Origin of the sequence: Methylobacter psychrophilus (assembly GCF_025583945.1) — a bacterium.
In the GTDB taxonomy this organism is placed as follows: Bacteria; Pseudomonadota; Gammaproteobacteria; order Methylococcales; family Methylomonadaceae; genus Methylobacter_C; species Methylobacter_C psychrophilus.
In genome coordinates this window covers 111397-134508 of sequence record NZ_JAOEGU010000002.1, presented here as the reverse complement: position 1 = coordinate 134508, position 23112 = coordinate 111397, and the positions used below count along the sequence as shown (strand labels likewise).

At 42.2% G+C, this 23112-nt stretch carries 22 protein-coding genes; 17 read left to right on the top strand and 5 right to left on the bottom strand.

The window, feature by feature from the left end; genetic code table 11:
* Positions 1-20: 20 nt before the first annotated feature.
* From cysE to N7974_RS01665, 10 genes are all read left to right on the top strand, one after another.
* Entirely contained in the window at positions 21-815 is a 795-nt protein-coding gene (gene cysE, locus N7974_RS01710) for a serine O-acetyltransferase (RefSeq protein WP_262963975.1), read from the top strand.
* Complete coding sequence (locus N7974_RS01705) at positions 816-1319, top strand: hypothetical protein (RefSeq protein WP_262963974.1); 504 nt, start codon at positions 816-818, stop codon at positions 1317-1319.
* 186 nt (positions 1320-1505) lie between these two features.
* Complete coding sequence (gene nifW, locus N7974_RS01700) at positions 1506-1820, top strand: nitrogenase-stabilizing/protective protein NifW (RefSeq protein ID WP_262963973.1); 315 nt, start codon at positions 1506-1508, stop codon at positions 1818-1820.
* A complete protein-coding gene (locus N7974_RS01695; RefSeq protein ID WP_243217924.1) occupies positions 1817-2296 on the top strand; it encodes a nitrogen fixation protein NifZ in 480 nt (159 codons plus the stop codon). Before nifW ends, N7974_RS01695 begins: the two co-directional genes overlap by 4 nt.
* A gap of 1 nt (position 2297) precedes the next feature.
* Complete coding sequence (gene nifM / locus N7974_RS01690; RefSeq protein ID WP_262963972.1) at positions 2298-3146, top strand: nitrogen fixation protein NifM; 849 nt, start codon at positions 2298-2300, stop codon at positions 3144-3146.
* Between the two features lie 94 nt (positions 3147-3240).
* Positions 3241-4518 carry an ATP-dependent Clp protease ATP-binding subunit ClpX gene (gene clpX / locus N7974_RS01685; protein ID WP_262963971.1) on the top strand — a complete coding sequence of 426 codons (1278 nt, stop codon included), beginning with the start codon at positions 3241-3243 and terminating at the stop codon, positions 4516-4518.
* A 231-nt stretch (positions 4519-4749) separates the two neighbouring features.
* Positions 4750-5364 carry a Grx4 family monothiol glutaredoxin gene (gene grxD, locus N7974_RS01680; protein ID WP_262963970.1) on the top strand — a complete coding sequence of 205 codons (615 nt, stop codon included), beginning with the start codon at positions 4750-4752 and terminating at the stop codon, positions 5362-5364.
* A gap of 221 nt (positions 5365-5585) precedes the next feature.
* Positions 5586-6119, top strand: a complete 534-nt coding sequence (locus tag N7974_RS01675) for a flavodoxin (RefSeq protein ID WP_262963969.1) — start codon at positions 5586-5588, stop codon at positions 6117-6119.
* A gap of 70 nt (positions 6120-6189) precedes the next feature.
* Entirely contained in the window at positions 6190-6555 is a 366-nt protein-coding gene (locus N7974_RS01670) for a Rieske (2Fe-2S) protein (protein WP_262963968.1), read from the top strand.
* A gap of 10 nt (positions 6556-6565) precedes the next feature.
* Positions 6566-7003, top strand: coding sequence for a SoxR reducing system RseC family protein (locus tag N7974_RS01665; protein WP_262963967.1), 438 nt, complete (start codon positions 6566-6568; stop codon positions 7001-7003).
* Positions 7004-7661: 658 nt separating this feature from the next.
* On the opposite strand, the gene N7974_RS01660 is transcribed toward N7974_RS01665, so the two are convergent.
* Positions 7662-8063, bottom strand: a complete 402-nt coding sequence (locus N7974_RS01660) for a hypothetical protein (RefSeq protein WP_262963966.1) — start codon at positions 8061-8063, stop codon at positions 7662-7664.
* Positions 8064-8213: 150 nt separating this feature from the next.
* Here N7974_RS01660 and mobA point away from each other — a divergent pair, with 150 nt between their 5' ends.
* A complete protein-coding gene (gene mobA, locus N7974_RS01655; RefSeq protein ID WP_262963965.1) occupies positions 8214-8804 on the top strand; it encodes a molybdenum cofactor guanylyltransferase MobA in 591 nt (196 codons plus the stop codon).
* Positions 8805-8844: 40 nt separating this feature from the next.
* Here the strand turns inward: mobA and N7974_RS01650 are convergent, their stop codons facing one another.
* The 4 genes from N7974_RS01650 to N7974_RS01635 all read right to left on the bottom strand — a co-directional run bounded on the left by N7974_RS01650 (position 8845) and on the right by N7974_RS01635 (position 15888).
* Positions 8845-12345, bottom strand: a complete 3501-nt coding sequence (locus tag N7974_RS01650) for a transglycosylase domain-containing protein (protein ID WP_262963964.1) — start codon at positions 12343-12345, stop codon at positions 8845-8847.
* A gap of 550 nt (positions 12346-12895) precedes the next feature.
* Complete coding sequence (locus tag N7974_RS01645) at positions 12896-13711, bottom strand: DUF2797 domain-containing protein (RefSeq protein WP_262963963.1); 816 nt, start codon at positions 13709-13711, stop codon at positions 12896-12898.
* A 56-nt stretch (positions 13712-13767) separates the two neighbouring features.
* Positions 13768-14682 (bottom strand): oxygen-dependent coproporphyrinogen oxidase, encoded by a 915-nt coding sequence (gene hemF / locus N7974_RS01640; RefSeq protein ID WP_262963962.1) that lies wholly within the window; start codon positions 14680-14682, stop codon positions 13768-13770.
* Between the two features lie 162 nt (positions 14683-14844).
* Positions 14845-15888, bottom strand: coding sequence for a winged helix-turn-helix domain-containing protein (locus tag N7974_RS01635; RefSeq protein WP_262963961.1), 1044 nt, complete (start codon positions 15886-15888; stop codon positions 14845-14847).
* Between the two features lie 434 nt (positions 15889-16322).
* Here N7974_RS01635 and N7974_RS01630 point away from each other — a divergent pair, with 434 nt between their 5' ends.
* The 6 genes from N7974_RS01630 (at position 16323) to N7974_RS01605 (ending at position 22969) form a co-directional block, all read left to right on the top strand.
* On the top strand, positions 16323-17129 hold the full coding sequence (locus N7974_RS01630) for a hypothetical protein (RefSeq protein WP_262963960.1): 807 nt from the start codon (positions 16323-16325) through the stop codon (positions 17127-17129).
* Positions 17130-17348: 219 nt separating this feature from the next.
* Positions 17349-18467 (top strand): hypothetical protein, encoded by a 1119-nt coding sequence (locus tag N7974_RS01625; RefSeq protein WP_262963959.1) that lies wholly within the window; start codon positions 17349-17351, stop codon positions 18465-18467.
* Positions 18468-18632: 165 nt separating this feature from the next.
* The gene (locus N7974_RS01620; protein WP_262963958.1) at positions 18633-18839 is read left to right on the top strand and encodes a hypothetical protein; all 207 of its coding nucleotides are present in this window, start codon (positions 18633-18635) and stop codon (positions 18837-18839) included.
* 9 nt (positions 18840-18848) lie between these two features.
* Entirely contained in the window at positions 18849-20273 is a 1425-nt protein-coding gene (locus N7974_RS01615; RefSeq protein WP_262963957.1) for a patatin-like phospholipase family protein, read from the top strand.
* 48 nt (positions 20274-20321) lie between these two features.
* The gene (locus N7974_RS01610; RefSeq protein WP_262963956.1) at positions 20322-21122 is read left to right on the top strand and encodes a lipase family protein; all 801 of its coding nucleotides are present in this window, start codon (positions 20322-20324) and stop codon (positions 21120-21122) included.
* Between the two features lie 104 nt (positions 21123-21226).
* Positions 21227-22969: a DUF2235 domain-containing protein gene (locus N7974_RS01605; RefSeq protein ID WP_262963955.1), complete on the top strand. Its 1743-nt coding sequence runs from the start codon at positions 21227-21229 to the stop codon at positions 22967-22969.
* Positions 22970-23112: the final 143 nt, after the last annotated feature.

The window sequence follows — 23112 nt, the reverse complement described above, 5'->3', positions numbered from 1 at the left end:
CTTTGGAAATGGTTATGGTCATGCCAAATAATATTAAAAGCCGGGCAGAAACACCACAGGGGTTTTTCGCCCAATGGCATGAAGATGTCTACTGTGTTTTTGGCCGGGATCCGGCGGCACACAGTGTCTGGGAAATATTATTAACCTATTCCGGTGTGCATGCGGTATTGGTACACCGAATCAGTCACCGTTTATGGAAAGCAAACTGGAAATTAACTGCCAGGATTTTGGCGGCAACGGCCAGAATACTGACGAATGTTGAAATTCATCCAGGCGCGACCATCGGGCGACGATTATTTATCGACCACGCCTTGGGTGTAGTGATCGGTGAGACAACAGAGATTGGTAATGATGTGACTTTATATCATGGCGTAACCTTGGGTGGCACGACCTGGAACAAGGAAAAACGTCATCCAACACTGGGCAATAACGTCCTGGTGGGTTCGGGAGCCAAAATTCTTGGCGCCATTACCTTGGGCAATAACGTTCGGGTTGGCGCTAATTCAGTGGTCGTTAAAGATGTTCCACCTTGTTGTACGGTAGTGGGTATTCCGGGACGTGTCATTCAAAGTAAAGGCACGCAAATACAAAGCCTACAGGGTATTGACCTGAATCATCACCTTATTCCTGACCCGGTAGGAAAGGCCATTTCTTGTCTGCTTGAAAGGCTTGATGAACTGGAAGCCAGACAAAACCAGTTCAATAAAATCGCTAATGACGAAAACTGTGATAACTGTGAAGCAGAAAGCGTTTGTATTCCCAAGAAAGAGAGTAGAGACGCGATTAATCGCGTCTCTACCAGAGCGAGGGTTTAAATGGACCTGTTGGATTTTGAAGCACAAGGTTTGTATTTTGAAGAACCGGATATTGCCGGCGTTAACGAAATGATAACGGCTGCCGCAGAAAATTATGCGTCAGGTGACGCCGAAATACCGTTATTAAAAGCGTATTTTCTGGCACCTGAATCGTTGAATGTATTGGTTGCCTTAAACCGTTTTTACTATTACCAACATCGCTTGGAAGAGGCGTTACAAGCAACCCTTAAAGCCTTGGCAGTTATCAGGGCTTTACTGGATTTTCCTGAGGACTGGCGTAATTTACACTCAGGTCATATCAAAAATACTCCGGCAGGATTATTAACTCAGGTCAGATTGTATTTATTTACCTTGAAAGCCGTTGGTTTTTTAAATATGCGCCTGAATAATCTGGCGCTAAGTCAGCAGATTTTTGAGAAGCTGGTGGGCTTGGATGTTAAGGATCGAATCGGCGCAAAGGGCTTGCTGGAATTGGTTGTTAAACGACAAGATGAAGTCGTGTAGCTTGGGTTACGACATGAATACAGAAGCCATGAGATTTTATTACCGGAGCAAGATTATGGTTGAAAGACAAGAATGCGTTATTAATGGGAATAGTGAGCCTGGCTGTATTTATCATTCTGGTAATTTACCTGCTGACTCAGGATGTCTCTTTAGTCGGGCCTATTTAATGATAACCGGAGAAACCTCATGAATTTTGAAGAAGAAATGGAAGAACTGGAGTCTGCAGAAGACTTCTTACAATACTTTACACTGGACTACGAGCCAAGTGTGGTGCATGTCAATCGCTTACATATTCTGCAACGTTTTCATGATTACTTACAAAAAGCCGGCACTGACATGCCTGAAAATGAGTCGGCAAAGCGGGCTGTCTACAGTAAATTATTACTGCGGGCTTATCAGGATTTTGTCGAGTCCGATGCGCAAACAGAAAAAGTGTTTAAGGTGTTTTCCATGGGCCAAGCACAAACTGCCTTCGTAGCTCTGGGTGATATAAAAACATGAATCCCGAGCGTTTCGACGAAGGCCGGTTTGAATTTGGTGAAGCGGTTCGGGTCACCAGAAACATCCGTAATGACGGTACCTACCCGGGAATGGATGTTGGTAACTTATTGGTTCGTCGGGGCAGTGCCGGCAATATCCTTAATGTAGGTACATTTTTACAAGACCAGGTTATTTATACCGTTCATTTCCTGGCTGTTGACCGAATGGTGGGTTGTCGACTGGAAGAGCTGATCGGCGCAGATGAACCTTGGAACCCCAGTCGCTTTGAATTTAGGGACCGGGTTGTTTGTAATATTGATTTAGGCATGCAAGGTAATATCCTGTTTGAAAAAGGTACTGAAGGCGAAGTCTTCAAGGTACTTAGAGACAGTAAACAGATTCAATATCATGTTGCCTTTCAGGGCAGAACCTTGCAAGTGCCTGAATCGGCGCTGGCGCCCGCACACCCTGAATCATTTAATGAACCAGAGGTTTGATATGAACCCGTCCAAACAGCCTGTCCAGACCTATCCTTATGCTTTGTTAAGAGCGGCCCTGACGCTATTTAAAAAAACACCGGATGAGTTACCAACCGCTGAATTAAGACAGGCAGAAATTCAGGCTCTCAATGAGGTTAAAATTGAAAGCCGAATTCTTAATACGCCTGAAGCGGCAGCCGTTATTATTTCCGCTCAGGAATTACAGGATGCTTATAAGGAAATCCGCGGTCGTTATGCTGATGATGAGTCATTTTTTAGTGATCTGAAAAAAAACCGGCTCAGCAAGGATAGTCTGGAAGCCGCGCTTTATCGTCAGTGCAGGGTTAATGTGGTATTGGAGTTTATAGCGTCACGTGCACCCGATATCAGCGAAGTAGAGATAGGCATTTATTACCATTTACATAGCGAACAATTTAATCGTCCAGAACGGCGTGAAGCTTGTCATATATTGATCAGTATTAATCCTGACTACCCCGAAAATATCCGTGCAACGGCTTTTGCCAGAATGCAGGAAATCAGCGAGAAATTACAAAAGAAACCCCATAAATTTGCTGACCTGGCCTTAAAACATTCTGAATGTCCGACTGCGCTGCAAGGCGGTGTTTTGGGATTGGTACCCCGTGGCAAGCTGTATCCGGAATTGGATACGGTACTTTTTAGTATAAAAGTCGGTGAAGTCAGCGATATTGTTGAATCGGAAATCGGTTTTCATCTTGTTTTATGCCGACAAATACAAAAAGCAGAAACGTTGTCGTTACAAAAAGCGACACCAAAAATACGTGAAATAATGCGTAATCGTTTGCGGCGAACGTGTCAGCGCGAATGGTTGGCCGGTTTATCTGACTGACGTTATACACGCTCAATGGACATGAAAGCCACGGAAAGAAGTTTTTTTACAATGCATGGCATCAGTTAGCCAAAGTAACCATAAGGAATTATCCATGAGCGATAAAGAAATTAAACACTGTTCCTTTTGCGGCATAGCTCAATCACCCACGGTACCTTTGATTGCAGGTAGCGATGGTACTATTTGTGGCGATTGCGTTTTGCTGGCCAGTCAGGTTGTCAGCAATTGGAGCCGAAAAAAAGAGCTTTCTGAAATGCAGGGCCCGTTACCTATTCCGGCAAAGATAAAGGCGCATCTTGATCAATACATTATTGGTCAGGATCTGGCAAAAGAAATTCTATCCGTTGCTGTTTATAACCATTACAAACGGCTCAAACATGAAGGCGGTAACTCCGGACTGGGTGAATTTGATAAAGATGTTGAAATCGGCAAAGCCAATATTCTGTTAATAGGCCCATCCGGTACCGGTAAAACCTTATTAGCCAGCACGTTGGCTAAAATTGTCGGTGTTCCCTTTGTTATCGCTGATGCGACAACGCTAACCCAGGCGGGCTATGTGGGCGACGATGTCGAAAACATTCTGGTCAGATTATTGGATGTCGCAGAAGGCAATATGGCCAATGCAGAATGGGGTATTGTCTATCTGGATGAAATTGACAAAATTGCCCGCAGTCCCGAACAACAAACCGGAACGCGTGATGTTTCCGGTGAAGGTGTCCAACAAGCATTACTGCGGTTGGTCGAAGGTTCGCATGTCAAGGTTTCCGGAAAAGGTCAACGCAACAAGGACAGTGAAATGACCATTGATACGCGCAATATTCTGTTTATTGCCGGCGGTTCATTTCCAGGCCTGGAAAAATATGTAGAAAAACGCTTGCTGCCTACCAATTCTGCCATCGGTTTTCATGCTGAAGTAAACGACACGTCTGATAAACCCGCACTTGAAGCCTTGCTTAATGCCACACAACCCAGTGATTTGCGTAAATTTGGTTTGATTCCTGAATTTATTGGTCGTTTTCCGGTATTGGCACCGCTGGAACCTCTGGATATAGATTCATTGATCAGAATTTTAACCGAGCCTAAAAATGCGCTGGTTCGTCAGTATCAACAATTATTTGCCTACGATGGTGTAGAGCTAAAGTTTGAACCCGATGCTCTGGTTGAAATCGCCAAAAAAGCCATAGAACGTGAAACAGGCGCCCGAGGCTTGCGAAGCATTTTGGAACAGATTCTCAGAAGAACCATGTTTGATATTCCTTCCTGTGACGATATTGAGCAATGCATAGTTGATGCCGAAGTCGTTAGAGGAGAAGGTGAAATCAGATTGCTTAAAAAAGCTGAAATTAAACTCAGACAACAGGCGGGAACGTAAAAATCATAGCCAATGCCGGCCGGGGTTTGTAACCCCGACTGAAACGTTTAAAGACTTTAATCGCTTTAAAAACGCTGGTAAAAACTTTTGAACAATAACTTGGACATCAACTTATCGCAAGAACACCACAAAGACACCAAGCTTGTACTTTGAGGCTTTTTCTTCGTGAACTTCGTGCCTTCGTGGTAATTATTTAACTCTTTACATTATTAGACAATAAACGGGAATATCATGAAAACCGAAGACAAAATCCGTCATCAACTGGCAACCAACCCTGTCATTTTGTATATGAAAGGGGTGCCTGCTAATCCGCAATGTGGATTTTCAGCCAAATCAGTCGGTATTTTAAATGCAACCCATATTCCATATGCTTATGTCAATATATTGGAAGCCCCTTTTATCCGTGAAAAGTTACCGAGTATTTCGCACTGGCCAACTTATCCGCAGCTATTTGTTAACGGCGAACTGGTTGGGGGTTGTGACATCATTGAAGAACTGTCAAATAACGGTAGTTTATTACCCCTGTTAACCTCGGCCGCGCCAAAGACAGTAGAAGCCAAAAAAGAGGGCCTATCCATTAGTGCTATTGAACAACTGGTGCAATCAGGCATTCCTGATGCCAAAGTTCTGGTCGAAGGCGAAGGCTGTGATTTATTGATTACTGTGGTTAGCGAGCAATTTACTGACCTGGCTTTGGTTAAAAAACAGCAAGCGGTTATGGTAACCTTGAAAGAGCCGCTGGCTTCAGGAAAACTCCACGCCGTCAGCGTAAAAGCTTATACCCCTAACGAATGGCAGGAAAAACAGATCAACAAGGAAGCCGGGCTGCTGCAAATAAATCTTTAACAATCTATACTCCGCGCGATCATGTTTACGGAGTTTATAATCGAGTTATTTTATTCCAGAGCAAGGTGTAAAAACAGGCGCATAGCTGGCTATGTAACTGTTTTTGCAACGCGGTTATCAGATAAAATAACCGATCAGGAAACCGAAAATGTGACCGTGCGGAGTACATTAACCTGCCCTGAAATTAAAACATCAGGCGTCCATTTTATAGTGAGGAAGTCATGGCTAAAGTAGGCGTTTTTTTTGGGACTGATACCGGCAACACCCGACGTATTGCCAAGGATATTACAACGGCACTGGGTTCCGGTGTTGCTGCCAAACCGGTGAATATACGCAATGCCAAAGTGACTGATTTGTTGGCGTTTGATATTTTGATTTTAGGTACGCCTACTTATGGCGAAGGCTTGTTACCGGGATTGTCAACCGGCAACGCGACTGAAAGTTGGGAGGAGTTTTTGCCAACGCTGACAGGACAGGATTTTAGCGGTAAAAAAGTGGCTATTTATGGGCTGGGTAATCAAAAAAGTTATCCCGCTGAATTCGTTGATGCAGTATTTTATCTATACGAACAGTTTAAACAATGTGGTGCCACCATCATTGGTGAATGGGCTACAGAGGGTTATAAATTTCAGTCCTCCAAGGCTGTTATTAATGGTCACTTTGTAGGTTTGGCCTTGGATCAGGAAAATCAGAAAGACCTGACATCGGACAGGCTGGCTGCCTGGTTAGAAATGTTGGCAAAGACTTGGGATTAATATTTGTAGGTTGGGTTAGGCGGTAGCCGTAACCCAACAGATCGAGCCAATGATCAAAACAGGAGTAGCTATGGCAAACGATAACAAAAAACCGGCTTGCACACGTCGTGAACTGGAAGAAACCAACTTTTTAATTCGTCACGTCAACTATAAAAAACAGCCTGTTTCAGTCATAATTTTCGCTTTTGAAGAATCGACTTACGCATACATCAATAATTGTATGCACATGCACAGGCCTTTAAATTGTCAACAGGACGCTATCTTTGACGAAACCGGAAAATATCTGCGTTGCTCCATGCACGGCTTTGTCTTTGAGCCAAAAACCGGTGAATGCCAAAGTCCGGTTTGTTTTGGACAATGCTTGCAGGCACTACGTCTGGAAGAAATTGATGGCACACTTTATTTTGCCGAAAAGCATCTGACACTTAGCGATTAATGGTGTGATTATGATTGAAGAATTAGCGGTCGTGGTAAAAATAGAAAATCACCAGGTCTGGGTCGAAAGCGGACAAAATAATGCTTGCGGCGGCTGCCAACAAAAAGCATCTTGTACAACCAACGCCATTGGCAGCGTTCTTAAAAAAAAATCAGTGCCGGTAGATTGCAACATTCAACTAAAAACCGGCGATGAAGTTATGGTGGCAATTGATGAAAACTTGTTACTACGTGCGTCTTTATTATTGTATCTAATGCCTTTAATCGCCCTGTTTACAGGTGCCGGCATTGCCGATTGGTTACTCACGGATAATGACCAATATGCAGACTTGTGGATTGCGTGTAGCGCCCTGCTCTGCTTTGTTCTGTCGCTGTGGCTAATCAATAAAGCCCAACGCCTGTTGATACTGAACTATTACGCCCGACCTGTTGTTGTCAGGAAAATATAAAAAAGCTGACGCACACCTTTTGTACAATCTTATGATGAAAATAAATCCCAAAAGTCCTGCGTAATTCGGTTATATTGACACCCCCTATAGCCTTAAATCGATGGTCTGTCTTTTTTACCTGCCCTTATAAATCAATACTTTTGATAGCTTTAAGCTATTGAAATGTTATGTTATTTGGCGAATCACCTAAAAAACCTAATATTTATACTAATAAATAACTTACTAATTTTCAATTAGTTAGAATTTAACTCCACTCTATATTTTGCATAAGTTTGATTTAATTATCCACAAACTGCCACAAGCCTTATATTGGTAAAGTATCAATTATAAAAACTGTCCGAAGTATTGATATAAACTTTCTTGGCGTTGAGTGATATATACTCCGAGCGGTCAAGATTGCGGTTTTTTGAACGTGTTTAAGACTATATATTACAAGGTGTTAATATCTTTCTGTTTTCCACATCCGTGACCGCGTGGAACATAGCTTTCACCTACATTTTCCCTTCTCACAGGACAATGACTGGACTTACACCAAGTAATTAACTGATTACCAGCCAGTCGCACTGCTGCATTACATCGAGGCTACTTGCTATTTTGACAACACAGTCAATAAATAAAAATACCAGCAAGCCGGGACGACTATTCGCAAGAAATAATCTTATTTTACAAAACAGCTTTTTTCAGCAGAGGCTTCGGCTTCTTTAAGCCGTGTCCGTAAATCTTTGGACTGGGCAGGATCACGAAAAACAGCTCCGGCATCACCGGTCTGTCCCTTACTTAAATAGCTAAAGGTTTTTGCCGATTCAAAATCAGAAAAAGTCATTTTTTCAGCAATTTTATCAATCTTACATCCACAAGCATATTGCCTGACATAAGTGAGACCACCATGTTGTGCAATACAGTTTAAAACATATTCAACACGATCTCTTGTGGGATAATCATTGGCTAAAGGCGTTGGTGTAGATACTTGTTCAATAGTTTTTTCAGGCGCTGTTGCACAACCGGTAATGGCTGCACCCAAGCAAAGGGTTAAAACAGAGACTATATATTTATTTTTCATTGTTAACATTTATTCCCATAAATCAGAAGATAAAAAAATATGCCCGGTTAATGGGCGATAAGCACAGCGCAGTCATTGGAAATCAACTAATGCTTTGTTGGCTCATCTTTTAATTATAACCGCTCGCAGTCACAAACAAAGCTTAGCATTATGAACAATCAAACAAAAGTAGCCGGGGTCATTCTTGCTGGCGGATTAGCCAGACGCATGAATAATCAGGATAAAGGCCTGATAAATTATAAGGGTCGCCCGATGGTAAGCTATGCCATAGCGGCTCTCACCGCCGTTGCGGATGAGTCAATTATCAATGCCAATCGTAACAGGGAGCAGTATCAGGCGTTTGGGTTACCGGTAATACCCGATCAAACTGGCAGCTTTGACGGGCCTTTGGCGGGTGTATTAACGGCAATGATTTATACCGATGCCGAGGTATTGGTTGTTGTCCCTTGTGATTCGCCATTAATTAAAGCTGAACATTTGCAAAAACTGCTGGCTACACGCGCAGAAAATGCGGCTGATGTGGCTGTTGCTTTTGATGGAGAACGCTTGCATCCGGTTTTTTTGGCGATAAAAACATCACTAAAATTCGGCTTGCAAGATTACCTGGCTAGTGGTGATCGTAAAATTAGCCAATGGTTGGAACAACAAAAAATGGTGAAGGCAGATTTTAGTAACGAGCCGGAGGTATTTATTAATATCAATACTCTGGCAGAGCTATCTGAACTAGAAGCGCAAATATAAAGTAAATCAACCACAAAAACTTACTTAACAACAATCTTTTTTACTGGGTTAACGTAGGTGGTATAGGATACTTAAAATATCGGGTAGCACTATCACTTTTATCTGTTGCGGTGACTGGTGGCTTGGGATTTTTAGCCAATGCTGCTTTAACCGGCGGCTTAATCGCTTCAGGTGTTACTTCTTTAACTGAAGGCTTGGTCACTTTAGCGACGACTTTTTCAGCAGCAGGTTTGGTCACTTTAGCAACGGCTTTTTCTGCAACAGGCTTGGTCACCTTAGCGGGTGCTTTTTCAAACAATGGCTTGACGACTTTAGTAACGGCTTTTTCTGCAACGGGCTTGGTAATTTGAGCCGGCACTTTTTCAACTAGCGGCTTGACCACTTTAGCGACGGTTTTTTCAGCAGCAGGTTTGATAACTTTGGTAGACACCTTCTCAACCAAAGGACTGACAACTTTAGCCACCGGTAATGTAATGACAGGCTTGACATTTTCAACAATGATCACGTTAGCTATCGGCTTGGTGATTTCTTCAGCAGGCAAGGTGTTATTTATTAACGGTGATAATACCGGTTTAAGAAACTTGATTATTTGTACCGGTAATGAACTGGTGAAGTGATAAAGTCCGGCATTATCTCCCTCTACATAGGCCGTAATCACCCCAAAAAATTGATCACCCAGAAAGAATGTAAACGTAGCAGCACGACTGATAAACTTTGATTCCAGCAGATGGCCACCAGCAGCCCATACTTGTTTACGATGATCTCCGGTTCCGGTTTTTCCACCTACTGATAATGGCTTACCTTCAGTGTCCGTATAAACACCATTAAGACGACCGGCGGTTCCTCCTGCTACCACTCCAACCATCGCACCACGGGCAACCTTGGCAATTTCAGGCGCAAAGATACGCTGACCTTGATCCGGAGTCTTGTTCATTAGCGTTTCATAAGGGGTACCTACAGCGTAATGTAAACTTTCAAACCGCACAGCCGGTAACCTGATGCCGTCATTTAACAAAATACCGGTAAGCTCGGCCAAGGCAGCCGGTCTATCGCCTGATGCACCTATAGAGGTCGCGTAAGAAGGGGTTAATGCCTCGAAGGGATAACCCACGCGTTTCCAGGCACTATGAATTTCTTTAAAAGCCTCCTCTTCCAGTAAGGTCATAATGCGCCGCTGTTGGGCATTTTTTCGATGGTTCTTAAACAGCCACCGGTAAACTTCCAGGCGTTGTTCATAACTGGCCGTCATAACCTCATCGCGTGAGGCTTCAGGATGCTGCGCCAAATAACCAACCAACCATAATTCCAGTGGATGAATCTTGGTAATATAGCCCTGATCTTGTAAATCAAATTTTTCTGCTGAATATTTATCGTACAGAGCATAGACATCTTCATTGACCAGCGCATTTTTGCCTAAATTTGCATTAAGAAAAGCGCTCAGTGCCATTTCGTCATGATCAGGATAAACCGCCCGATACAGCATGGTAAAGCGTGAAGGTTTGGCAAACACTTTTTTGGTCAGCATGCCCATTGCTTCTTCTGTTGTTTTGCCGTGGTATCTGGCATAAAAACGGTTTAAATAAGTACGTCCTTCGTTATCGGCAAAACGTTGCAAATATTCTTTACGCTTTGGATTATCCGGACTTTCAAGCCAACGTGCAATGCCATCCGGCTTATAAAGGTGATGATAAACCACATCACGCATCAGGCGAATAAAGACCAGGTTAACAGAATCACGCAACGCAAATCGCACCGACATTATTTTACCGTTTTCATCTTTGGTAAAATTATTAAAATGATGCAGTCCGCCGCCAGTAAAAAAATACTCACCGGGGCTTGCTGAATAACGCCGGTCAAGAGCCAGATTAAGTAAATCCTCAAGATTGATTTTGGGTGATATTTTTAACTGTTCTATTACCCATGCCGATAAATAGTCACGGGGATGTATTTCAATCTGACCCAGTTCCTTGGCAGGAAGATCTTTATACTGTTGATAGATGTCTGTAATCAGCTCAAGATAATGCACCATCGTACGAAGTTTAGAAGTAGAACCCAGATCCAGTCGTATGCCTTCATTGATATCAAGAGGCTGATCGTAATTATCAGTCTGCACGCGCAGAAGATTACCCGTCTTGCTCCGCTCAAACAACATCAAGCTATAGACAATAGGGGTAAGATCCGTGTTTTCATTGAGTAATCTAAAGCCCAGTATACCTGCCGCACGCGCTTGATCAGGTTGACTTAGTTGCCTCAACGCATTGGTAACCGCTTGTTGGGTACGATAGTCAAGTGTAGTCTTAACGGTTAAGTCAAGGCGATCCAGTTCATAATTGGATTTTACCCCTAGCGTACGAGCAAGACGTGCACGCAATACGTTCTGCGTCTTTTTTTCTGTCATAAATTTGGCCGGTACAGAAACAGATTTGGACGGACGAACCGAAGGCTCTTTAAGGACTGCATCTCTAAGAGCCGGTGAAATAAAACCCTGTTCCGCCAATAACCGCAAATAACTGTTAGTCAAATTTTGTAAAGCATCATAGCCCCGCCCCAGTAAATAGGTGGGTCTTCTCTGTGACAGTAATATGTTCAATACCTGACGATAAGCTTGCGCTTGTTCATGAGTAATGGGCTGAGATGCATTGAGCGCATCCGGACTTAATAATTTATTAACCTCAACAAAATCAGCACCAAACCAAGCTGACAACCCATCACCTAAACCATGAATTTCACCTAATTTGGGCGCAGCAGCAAGCGGCATCGAGTTTAAATAAGAAAGGGCAATTTCTTGCCTCATTTCGAGCGTATCAGGCCCCATCAAATAAGCTCGCAACGATGCCGTACCCATTTGGCGAAATTTATCGACAATCGAATTAGTGTAACCATTCTTTGAATGGCGATACTTTTCCAGCTGGGTTGCCAAAGTACTGCCGCCCGGTACAGTGCTGGTAGCGCCGAGTTTATGGGCCATTAATTGTAATCCGGCAAAACCCAGACGATCCCATTCGATAGCAGGATTAAAGGTGGAATACTCTTCATTGAGTAGCTCCCGATTCTCTATAAAAAGCAAAGTATCCAGAATTAACGGTGGAATAGCCTTAAAATTCGGGTAGCCATACGCCGGATAAACCGCATTAAATAAAACCTTATCGGATTTGTCGATAATTCGTAAGCCTGCCTGGGTTTTTTCATGATAAATATTGAACAAACCGTAATCAGCCAACTCCGCCATCATCGGCGAAAAAGCCGCCTGCGAGGTAACGGTAAAACCCGCTTTTTCCAGGCGCTTAATCACTTCAGGCAATAGTGTATAGCCTAATCTTTGATCATAAGGCCCATACTCAGGGTAACGTATTGATGAACTGGGACCGGAAGCCAGTTTAAAACTTAATTGTTCACTGATTGCAGAAAGGTAACGGGCTTGATACCGGGAGGTTTGTACCTCTTCTCGCACAAGCCAGGCAATAACAAATCCGATTACCAGCAACATGGTAACAATGTACACCGCCAAAAATCGGTGAATAACTCGACTACGCTTCTGCATGACTAGCCATTTCCATTAAAACGAGAGAACAACTGACGAGGGTTGCCCAAGAATTCTGTCTGTAACATTTCTATCTAAGTAATTATTGTGTTTTGGATTGGAATTTCAGTCAGCAAACTCAGTCGAGAAGAGCACACTGTTGTAAAAATATTCAGTAAATAGCGATTATAGCAAAAAATAACAATAAATTTGAGTAGGGATTAGTTTATCCGTTCCAGCTCAATTGCAGACCAGCACGGAATACTAAATTTATCGCTTGCCGGACAAATATTACGCCTGTTTTTGAAAGCCATAAACATAATAATTAACTAATTTAAGCCGACTTAATCATTCAATTAAAACAGCTTAGAAAATACCTGCTTTGAGAGAAAATATCACCGTTAACTTAAGGCAATATCCTCCGCTACTTGGGTTATATTAATTCCTGAATATCACCCAAGTAGCACACAGATAATAAGCCTTAATCCCTTAAGGAATAGCACTTGTAAGCATCAAAATTATTTATCGGCAGCCTTGCCCAATTTTGCAAAACCCGGATTTATATAAAGCCTTACAGCGAAAATTCTACCTCGTAACCTGCATACTTACGGATATTAATAACTCCCGTATCCAGTAACAGATACTGTCCTTTAACTCCATGCAGAATACCAGATACTTCAGGATTCTTGTCAAAGTTAAATGATTTGATTTTTAACGGATAAGTATCTACCGGAAAATGTATATCCACATTAGGCTCTTCGGATAAAAATTCAATAGCCTGTTGACCAAAACGCTGATTAACTTCCACCAACTCCGTTTGACATTTAAGTACCAATTCATCACGTTTTACAGCCAAATCGACTGGCTCTACATTATTTTTAAGCATTTGCTGCCAACTGGTTTTATCGCTGACATGTTTTGCAATGGTGATCTCAATCAATCCGGCCATGTACCGGGATTGTACTTTGAATATTGGCAAGGCCTGCACGGCACCTTGATCTATCCAACGTGTCGGAAGTTGTGTTTGACGAGTAATACCAACTTTAATTCCACTGGAATTAGCGAGATAAACAATATGCGGCTTAAAGCAGAACGCGTCACCCCAGGCAGGTTCCCTGCAGGTACCTGCCTCATAATGACAGGTTTCCGGCTTCATAATACACATATCACATTGTGCCAATGAAATAAAACAGGGATAGCAATAGCCCTGATTGTAGCTTTTTTTAATCGATCGGCTGCAATGTACACAAGAGATATGGCCTGTATACGTTAATTTAATCAGCTTACCGATCAACGGATTTAAGGCGATACTCTGATCACCTAAAGGCAAGTCGTATTGAACCGGATTTTCCAATCGGGTGTACATTTTTTTTAACGTTCCCTGCATTCAACTTTTCCTTACCATGTAACTGTTTAGTTGCCAATAACAGCAACGTTTAATCTTCAGATATCCAACCAGTTTTGAGGCTTTAAATAACTTTCATAAAGTATAGCTTCCGGGCTGCCTGGCTCAGGTTGCCAATTGTATTTCCAACGTACCAAGGGCGGTAAAGACATCAAAATTGATTCAGTACGTCCGCCCGATTGTAAGCCAAACAAGGTACCGCGATCATAAACCAGATTAAATTCAACATACCGGCCTCGGCGGTACAACTGAAAATCACGTTCCCGATCACCGTATGGCGTATTTTTTCGTTTCTGTACAATCGGTAAATAAGCGTCAACAAAATGGTCGCCCACGCTTTGCATAAAAGCAAAACACTTGGAAAATTCCCATTCATTTAAATCATCAAAAAACAAACCGCCAACACCACGGGTTTCATCTCTATGCGGAAGGAAAAAATACTCATCGCACCATTGTTTGTAGGTAGGATAAATATCATTGCCAAAGGGCTGGCAGGCTGTCCGTGCGGTTGTATGCCAGTGAATAACATCTTCTTTAAAGGGATAAAACGGCGTCAAATCAAAACCACCACCAAACCACCAAATAGCTGGCGAACCCGGTTTTTCCGCGATTAAAAACCGCACATTGGCGTGTGACGTTGGCACATAAGGATTTTTGGGGTGGATAACCAGTGATACACCCATGGCATGAAACTGACGATTAGCCAGCTCAGGACGCTTCGCGGTTGCTGAAGCAGGCAAACTAATACCGCGCACATAAGAAAAGTTAACGCCGCCCTGTTCGAACACCTGGCCATTTTCAAGTACGCGACTTCTACCGCCACCGCCTTCTGCCCGATCCCAGATATCTTCTACAAACCGCGTCTCAGGCTCTTCTTTTTCTAATGCCAGGCAGATTTGATCTTGTAAGTTAAGCAGGTAGTTTTTTACTTTAGTAATATCGTCAGTGTTCATGGGTACTCAGTTGTATTTCAAAGGTCAGTTAATCAAGAAATCCAGAATGGCAATAATACCCTATAGGCGATTTTACCGATACCCTCCCTTCAAGCGATTAATAGTTATTATCTATCCCGGCTTAAGTTAATAGCCATGCTGGTCAAGCCCATAATGTTGACATCAATTTTGGCGCTTTAGCATGGACAGTTCCTGACATAACCCACGAGAAAATAACTCTGCCCGCATCTCTGCAATTCGCTGCATACCTGATCCATTATCAGAAGATCGGTAACTGACAATGATTAATAATTTCGCTGCTGAACACCTAAACATCAGGAAGTTTAATAAATCCAGGGTAAACTCATCACTCCAGTGAGAATTATCCAGAACCAATATCAAGGTAGAACGACCACTCAACGTTTCAAAAAAATGAGCGCCTTCACGTAGTATGCAACCGCTATTGCCTGGTGATATTTTCGTCTGGAGCATGGCACGCTCATCCGGGTTCAATACAGTCAGCATTTGATAAAGCCAGGTTGGAGCTAAATTACTCAGTTGCTCAATAAGCAAATTCCCATAAGGCTCTCGACAACGGCGCTCAAGCGCTTCCAGCAACGGCAGAAAAGGTTCGGTGACACCTTTCATCTGTACGCAACGGGCACGGAGAACTGACAACCTGGAAGAATTAACATTGGCAAGAAAGATATCGAGTAAGGCTGTTTTACCTATGCCCTGCTCGCCAGTTAAAAAAACCAGTTGTCTTTGTCCGGTTGACGCTTGCTGAAAGGCTTCTTGCAGACAAGTTAATTCATTAGTGCATTCAAACCATGCCGGAAATAATTCGGCTTTGGGTCGATAACACAGAGAATTGGTTAAATTGGTTTTAGCAAAAAGATAATGATCTTTGACACTAACCTCTGCCATAAAGCGATAACCCCGTTTGCTAACGGTTGCAATATAATTTGGTGATTTACTTGCATCCTGTAAAGCATTGCGTAGCGAATTCACCGCAAGTCGTAATGCTGAATCGTCAACAATCCGACCCTCCCACACCGCATCAAATAATTCTTCATGGGGGATAAGTCGTCCTTTATGCAGTAAAAAATACAAGAGTAAACGATAGACCTTTGGCGCTAGCTTGACAGACGATTCTTCATTACACAAAAGCTGTGTAAACGTATCCAGACGAAATTGCCCAAATAAATAGGTATTTTGCTGCTCCACAGGAAAGTCCTCCTTTCATTATTTAGAATAATAATAGGTGAATAAACAAAAAAATAACAACTTGCTAACAACTTACAACAGCGTAGTCCGTAGACTAGATATAAATTATTCGATTACGAAAAATAATTTTAAGTTTAGGGGGTTATGCCGAGTAGAGGAATAAGTGGAGGTTGATGATTCAAAAAATGGTAACTAAATAGAAACTTTATAATTAGATCTATAGCGAGAGCAGGTTATGGTCACGCTAAAAAGAGGGTTATTCTTTTAAACCAAAAAAAGTTACAACAGGTTACTTGCTGTTTTCTTATCGAATTTAACCATTTTTAACAAGACTTTCAGTGCGTTAAGTATAACGAGGCTTACAAACCCCCATCAGCATCGTTTTATAAACCAAGCTGTTTACTACTTGCAGGACAAAATGAAGGAGAACATTAATGGCAAAAGTAGCATTTACTTCCGCATTAAAAGCAGAATACGAAAAACTATTCAATTCATGTATTATTTCACCCAAAAACCTGCCTATCGTTGAAAAAATTGACGATCAACTGATCGGCAATACGACACGCTATCAGAATGTAGGCAACCAATTGGGTATTCCGTGGTTTTTTATAGCGGTGATTCATAACATGGAAGCCAACCAGAATTTTAACGCACATTTGCACAACGGTGATCCTTTGACTGCCCGTACTGTTCAAGTACCTGCTGATCGTCCAAAAAAAGGTAAGCCACCATTCAGTTGGGAAGAAAGCGCGGCCGATGCTCTGGCGATGCGGGGACTGGGGACCAAAACCGATTGGAGCCTGTCCGGTCTGTTGTATCAACTTGAAGGATACAACGGCTGGGGCTACAGACTTTATCACACGCATGTACTGACTCCGTATTTATGGTCTTTTTCCAATCATTACAACAGCGGTAAATATGTTGCCGACGGTAGGTGGTCTGATACTGCTACTTCCAAACAATGCGGTGCGGCTGTGCTGTTAAGGCGTTTGGCAGAATTGCATCAAATCGAATTTCCCGATCAGCCGAAGCCAACTGCTGAGAGCTCACCTCTGGTTGTTAGCTATGCAACAACTAAATCCAGTAACCCAACTGTTTTTAAACAAGCCGAAGACTTGCAGCGTTGGCTTAATGGCTTTCCAGGGGTTTTTGTCAAAATTGATGGAATTCCGGGCGAGAAAACGTCAACCGCTTACAAGCAGGTCACAGGCTCTTATTTACCAGGTGATCCCAGAAGTTGAAATAGAACAGTAGATTCTTCGACAGGAAATATTTTTTTAAAATACAACACTGCTACTTCACAGGGTTAAATTTACGGCTTTTAAAATACTCTTAACAGCTTATTTATAAGGGACTGATTATATTTGCCGTATCTGTAACCGCGTGCAGCATATCGTAAAGTTATCTTAATCTTACAAGCCACTTGTCTTCTGATTTTTCATTAAGTGAGGTATTGGTAAATGGCTCATAATTTTTTAAAACCCATTGATGCTATTTTTTCTTCACCAATTAGCAGTTCAAATGGTAAACGAGATTTAGTCGACAAGCTCGGTGCCGTAATTCATGCAGATTTACTTTTTTTAAATAAAATGGATCGGGAAGAAATACTCGATCAGGTCTGTGTTTCTTTAGAATCTTTTTCCCAGGGTTTCCAAGTTGGATCACTCAGCACGCTATGGTCTATTGAGTTATTGATAATAAATAAGTTAAAGCCAGCTGATTTAGTGGCCAGGTTATGGGCCGTCAGGAAAAAATTTCACTCACAGGTCGGCGACGACGTGTATCGCACTTATGTGTCCAGCCTTGCTGATGAATTGACTGAAGAAAAAATTAAGATACTGATTGCCACAGAGTTTAGTCAGCAAGCACCCAAAGTGGAAGCCGACCCGAATAACAAACAGTTGCCTGTTGATTTTATAAGGCTGAAAGACGCTATTCTCGGCGATACCATTAGCCTTACCCGGCAAACACAACGGCTTGGTTATTACAAACTACTCCGATTAGAAAGCATTTATAAGGTTAAAGGAAACATTCTGGGCGTGTTGTTTTCGGTTTTATTGCTAATGGCTACATCTCTGCTTGTTTTATATCACTATAATTTTTCTGAGGAAGATTTAAAACCGCAACATTTTACACTGGTAATACTCACTATTTTTTCAGGCATGATTGGCTCCTGCATGAGCTTGCTGCAAAGAACTGAAAAGGCCAGCGGCGCACCATCAAGCTTTACCGATAATGTACTTGATGCGATGGATATTAAGTTAAGCATGTCACTTTGGTATATTTTGTCGTTAATTTTCAGCGGCGCAATCTTTGCGATGATTTTTTATCTATTGGCGGTATCCGGCACTTTTACTTTATTAGGGATGTTAGGCAACTTGCTCCCCATATTGGTATTGCATACTGATTCCGGGGTATGTGACGAATCCATAGGCATCCGGGCGTTATTTATGTGCGTAGAATTTGAAAAAAGCAATGCTTTGATGTTGGTATGGGCCTTTATGGCGGGATTTGCAGAACGACTGGTGCCGGATACTTTAGATTCGTTAGTGGAGAAAGCTAAAAAAGCCAAGATGTGATTTACAAACACTCAGTACCCAACGGGTTTAACCCTGTTGGATTGGAGCCATATCAAATTAGCCTTATAAATATCCAATTAGAAATCCTGATAGATAAAGATGGGCAACCGTCATTTTATGTGCTCGACGATTTTACAGATAATCATCACCTTTAAGGAGTCACTCATGGAATACGTTTTTGTTAGCTTTAAAGAAGACAGGACAGTACTGGCGGACGGAAAAAAGCTGGGGCAAACCAACCAAACGTTGCTTATCGAAAAAGGCCATCATTGTTTTACACTGGCCGGTATGCAAAATTATAATCCGGAAAAAGTGGATGCTGTTATTGAACAAACGACAGTGCTTAGCTCCTATAACGTTAAATTTTATTAGGATAATTTTATGCGTATCTTGCCACTATTATTTTTAACCGGATTGACATTAGGATTGCAGGGTTGTGCCAGTTATCCGCCTACCCCCAAACTGGATCACTATAATCTTGATAAAGGTTATCGCTATGACAATCTCAGCGATCAAAAAAACAGCGAAAGCCTGTTTGTCATTCTGACCTTTTCGGGTGGTGGCACGCGAGCTGCAGCTTTGTCTTATGGCGTTTTGGAAAAATTGCGCAATACAGCGATTATCTGGGAAGGCAAGCGTAGCAACCTGCTCAGTGAGGTAGATATTATTTCTTCGGTTTCCGGTGGTAGCTTTACTGCCGGGTATTATACGGCTTTCGGCGATGGCATCTTTAAGGACAAAAACGAAGCCGGATTTCAACGGGATTTTCTCTACCGTGACATTGAGGGCGAACTGTTTACCCAATTGTTTTATCCTACAAACTGGTTTCGTCTGGCTTCACCTTATTACAGCCGTATCGATATGGCGACCGATTTCTACGACACGGAAATATTTAAAGGCACCCAATATTCCGATTTGGTTAAGCGTAAAACAAAACCGTATTTAATGGTTAACGCCACCGATATGAGTCTGGGCTCACGCTTCACTTTTGAACAAGCTCAATTTGACCCGATATGTGCGGATCTTGGCGGTGTTGCTTTGGCACGCGCCGTTGCTGCTTCGTCTGATTTTCCGATAGCTTTTCCACCCATGACTCTGGACAATTACGGCGGTTCTTGCGGCTACAACCAACAACAACCCGGCTGGATTGCAGCAGCGGAAAAAGACCTGCTCATCAATCCCAGTCGCTATAAAAATGCCACATTATTTAAAACCTATCAGGATAGCAAACAGCGGCCATTTATTCATTTGTTGGACGGTGGAATCGCCGATAATCTGGGTCTGCGCGGCCTCTTGCAAGCCTTGGTTTCCAACGACACAGAGTTAAATATTCCTGTAAAAATGAGTGCCGGTGTCATTAAAAAGTTGCTGATCATCACTGTCGATGCAAAAAATCAACCCGATTTAAATTACGACACCACGGCGGTTGCCCCAAGTGTAATTGACGTTTTAAAGATCGTTGCCAATGTGCCTATGGATAATTTTTCTTTCGAAACGACGGAGATCCTGCGTAAAACATTCACTGAGTTAGAAAAAGATAAAAATACCTTTTTGGCCTGCCAAAAGCAATTGCAACAACATTGTCCCTCCGCAGTTTTAAGCACCCCGGCCCCAAAAATTCCACAGCTTGATTTTGTTTACATCGGTTTTGACCTGTTGTCCAACGCTGCCGAACGCAATAAGTTTTTCAATATGGCCACCTCATTTTCTTTGCCCGAGTCACAGATAAATGAACTACGAAATGTTGCCAAGCGTTTACTGGATGAGTCGGTGACGTTTAAGAAATTTGTAAAGGCAACGCAGTAAGCAGAATTTTGAATGACCCTTTAGTTAGTTAACCAATGGAGAAAACTCATGATTAATTTAAGCACTGAACCTAACAGCACCCAATTCTCCCTAAAAAACGCTTATGCTTTGGCATTCGCCTCCAAACTGGCATACCAATCGGAAGAGGAAATTTACAACAAACTCCTCGAACAAGGCTTTAACACTGAATTTATTAACGAGGCCAGTACCGACACCCAACTTTTTATTGCCCATAACGGCAGTGCTATCGTCATCGCTTTTCGCGGCACCGAAAAATTTAAAGACTGGCTCACCAATGCCGGCATTGACTTTCAGGACACCTCGTATGGCCTCGTTCATAAAGGCTTTGATCACGCCCTGAACTCCGTTTGGAGCCAAATCACCACAATACTTGAAAGAGTCCAACAATACGGACAGCCTTTATGGATTACCGGCCATAGCCTTGGCGGTGCTCTTGCGGTACTGGCGGCGGCACGTCTGACTCTGGATATCGATAAAAATATCTATAAATCAATCAACGGCTTATACGTATTCGGACAACCAAGGGTTGGAAACCGCACATTCGTAAAATCCCTGGATGAGGCGATCAAACCCCGCTATTTCTGTTTTGTCAACGATAACGACATCGTACCGCGTGTTCCGGATCGGCTCAATCAATATCAAGAAGGCGGTAGCATTCGATTTTTTGATAAGTCCGGAATTTTACATGACGACGTCGGTTTTTGGTTTAAATTCATGGAAAGAATCAAAGGCAGCTTTGAACAAAAGCGGGATATGATCCCGTCTTTTATCGAACACCATTTTATTGACAAATACATAGCCAACATTGAAAAGAATATGAGCAGCTAGATTTTATGCTCCACGGGTGGTTTAAATTTAAAAACATGACACCCTATACAATCCGAATCGTATATACGTATAAGTATCCATGAGTAATTAATGGGAGAATAAAAATGAAAAATATCGTGTTATGTTCAGATGGCACAGGAAATAAAGGCGGTTATGGTGAAGATACCAATGTTTATAAGACTTACAAGGCTGTTAATGTTTTTAACGTTGATCAATATACGTTTTATGACCAGGGGGTCGGCACCGATAAAAGCGATACCAGTAAAAATAGATACCGGACGGCGCTATCTGGAGCCTTTGGTTTTGGCTTTCGTGACAATGTATTGCATCTTTACCATTTTTTAACCAGAAGTTATGATCCGGGAGATTCCATTTTTTTGTTTGGTTTTAGCCGGGGCGCTGCCACTGTCCGAGCCTTCGCTGGTTTTATTAATGCTTGCGGCTTGCTTAATAAAAAACATCCATCCGTACAAACCGATGGCGCTTTTGACAGTGACAAATTTCAAGATAAAGTGAACGAGGCATTTGATTGTTATAGAAAAATCAAGAAAAATCCTCAGCTCGCTCAAAAATTTAAAGACACCTATGCAGTTAATCATGACGTTCATGCCCCTAGCGGGGATCTTAAAATTAAATTCGTTGGCGTGTGGGACACAGTTTCAGCGTTAGGGTTTCCGGAGGATTTTAGTTATATTTGGCAAGGGATTGGCTGGGTACTTGATGAGACTGCTGAAAAAATAGCCAATATAATCCCTTACTTTGCCCATCACTTTTATGATTATGAACTGAATAATTCCATAGAAAACGCCTATCATGCCCTATCGATTGATGATGAACGACAAACTTTTCACCCCTTAGTTTGGGATGAAACGCACTTCAATGGGCATGTCGAGCAAGTCTGGTTTGCCGGCGTTCATTCCAACGTCGGTGGTGGCTATCCCCGAACCGGATTATCGGATGTTGCCTTGCTGTGGATGCTGTCCAAAGCAGAAATTCATGGACTTCAATTCCATCCTGAACTCATCACGGCAATTAAAGACGGTGCGAACATCTATGACAAACTATACGACTCACGAGATGGCATCGCACTTTACTATCGCTACGGTCCTCGCAATCTGATGGAACTCTGCAAAAATGAAAAAAACCAAAACAGCAAACTGCAAGGTCCTATCACTATTCACATTAGTGCTTATAATAAAATCAAAGAGTTAAGTGACGGCTATGCACCCGACGGCATTCCATCTCATTTTAAAGTAATCGATGATATTAATCCGAAGCAACCAACATCCTTATTTCAAGTCGATGCCTTGGAAAATCAACAGAAACCAGAAAATAAAAACAAGCCAAAATGGGAAGAGCTGGAACCCCAGATGAAAAAAATAATCACGGCAAGAAAAATTCTGTATCAAGTCTTTGTCGAACTGACGATGGCTATTATCATTGTTTGCGGAATTTTTTGGGTTAAGCCGCCCGAATCTGTTACCAAATTAAATGCTTGCGAAATTAATCATATCCAAATCATCCAAGCCAACGAAAAAAATATCGATATAAAAGCCTTTATTGCCAATCCGTTTTTCGCTTATACGCAAAATGCAGGAACCTTAGTCGCCGAGACGCCACCTGATTTTTGTAGCGCAGCTAATAACAGACCGCTAAAATTGCCAGCAGATTTTTTGCGATATGTAACTCCGGCCTATTTTGAAAACTTTATTACTTATGTTGTGGAGGTAAATACCTGGATAGCAATCGGCATGACATTAATACTGATTGGTTTATATTACAGGCGTAAATCCTGCATCAACGAATTAGATAAAGTCTGTCGGCAAATGTGTGATTTACTTTTATAGTAATCATTTTCTGCGATGAACCGAACTTTCGGTGCGTAAAAATCAATCTGGCAGTTAGTTTTTTATAATAACACTGCCTGCCAGGTTATCGCAGGCTTTGCTGTATACCTGCTGTATAAATAACAATCAACCACTGTAACATT

What these genes read in the sequence shown, in the direction of transcription:
- cysE (WP_262963975.1), top strand. Translation starts at nt 21, where the DNA reads ATGCCAAATAATATTAAAAGCCGGGCAGAAACACCACAGGGGTTTTTC.
- N7974_RS01705 (WP_262963974.1), top strand. Translation starts at nt 816, where the DNA reads ATGGACCTGTTGGATTTTGAAGCACAAGGTTTGTATTTTGAAGAACCG.
- nifW (WP_262963973.1), top strand. Translation starts at nt 1,506, where the DNA reads ATGAATTTTGAAGAAGAAATGGAAGAACTGGAGTCTGCAGAAGACTTC.
- N7974_RS01695 (WP_243217924.1), top strand. Translation starts at nt 1,817, where the DNA reads ATGAATCCCGAGCGTTTCGACGAAGGCCGGTTTGAATTTGGTGAAGCG.
- nifM (WP_262963972.1), top strand. Translation starts at nt 2,298, where the DNA reads ATGAACCCGTCCAAACAGCCTGTCCAGACCTATCCTTATGCTTTGTTA.
- clpX (WP_262963971.1), top strand. Translation starts at nt 3,241, where the DNA reads ATGAGCGATAAAGAAATTAAACACTGTTCCTTTTGCGGCATAGCTCAA.
- grxD (WP_262963970.1), top strand. Translation starts at nt 4,750, where the DNA reads ATGAAAACCGAAGACAAAATCCGTCATCAACTGGCAACCAACCCTGTC.
- N7974_RS01675 (WP_262963969.1), top strand. Translation starts at nt 5,586, where the DNA reads ATGGCTAAAGTAGGCGTTTTTTTTGGGACTGATACCGGCAACACCCGA.
- N7974_RS01670 (WP_262963968.1), top strand. Translation starts at nt 6,190, where the DNA reads ATGGCAAACGATAACAAAAAACCGGCTTGCACACGTCGTGAACTGGAA.
- N7974_RS01665 (WP_262963967.1), top strand. Translation starts at nt 6,566, where the DNA reads ATGATTGAAGAATTAGCGGTCGTGGTAAAAATAGAAAATCACCAGGTC.
- N7974_RS01660 (WP_262963966.1), bottom strand. Translation starts at nt 8,063, where the DNA reads ATGAAAAATAAATATATAGTCTCTGTTTTAACCCTTTGCTTGGGTGCA.
- mobA (WP_262963965.1), top strand. Translation starts at nt 8,214, where the DNA reads ATGAACAATCAAACAAAAGTAGCCGGGGTCATTCTTGCTGGCGGATTA.
- N7974_RS01650 (WP_262963964.1), bottom strand. Translation starts at nt 12,345, where the DNA reads ATGCAGAAGCGTAGTCGAGTTATTCACCGATTTTTGGCGGTGTACATT.
- N7974_RS01645 (WP_262963963.1), bottom strand. Translation starts at nt 13,711, where the DNA reads ATGCAGGGAACGTTAAAAAAAATGTACACCCGATTGGAAAATCCGGTT.
- hemF (WP_262963962.1), bottom strand. Translation starts at nt 14,682, where the DNA reads ATGAACACTGACGATATTACTAAAGTAAAAAACTACCTGCTTAACTTA.
- N7974_RS01630 (WP_262963960.1), top strand. Translation starts at nt 16,323, where the DNA reads ATGGCAAAAGTAGCATTTACTTCCGCATTAAAAGCAGAATACGAAAAA.
- N7974_RS01625 (WP_262963959.1), top strand. Translation starts at nt 17,349, where the DNA reads ATGGCTCATAATTTTTTAAAACCCATTGATGCTATTTTTTCTTCACCA.
- N7974_RS01620 (WP_262963958.1), top strand. Translation starts at nt 18,633, where the DNA reads ATGGAATACGTTTTTGTTAGCTTTAAAGAAGACAGGACAGTACTGGCG.
- N7974_RS01615 (WP_262963957.1), top strand. Translation starts at nt 18,849, where the DNA reads ATGCGTATCTTGCCACTATTATTTTTAACCGGATTGACATTAGGATTG.
- N7974_RS01610 (WP_262963956.1), top strand. Translation starts at nt 20,322, where the DNA reads ATGATTAATTTAAGCACTGAACCTAACAGCACCCAATTCTCCCTAAAA.
- N7974_RS01605 (WP_262963955.1), top strand. Translation starts at nt 21,227, where the DNA reads ATGAAAAATATCGTGTTATGTTCAGATGGCACAGGAAATAAAGGCGGT.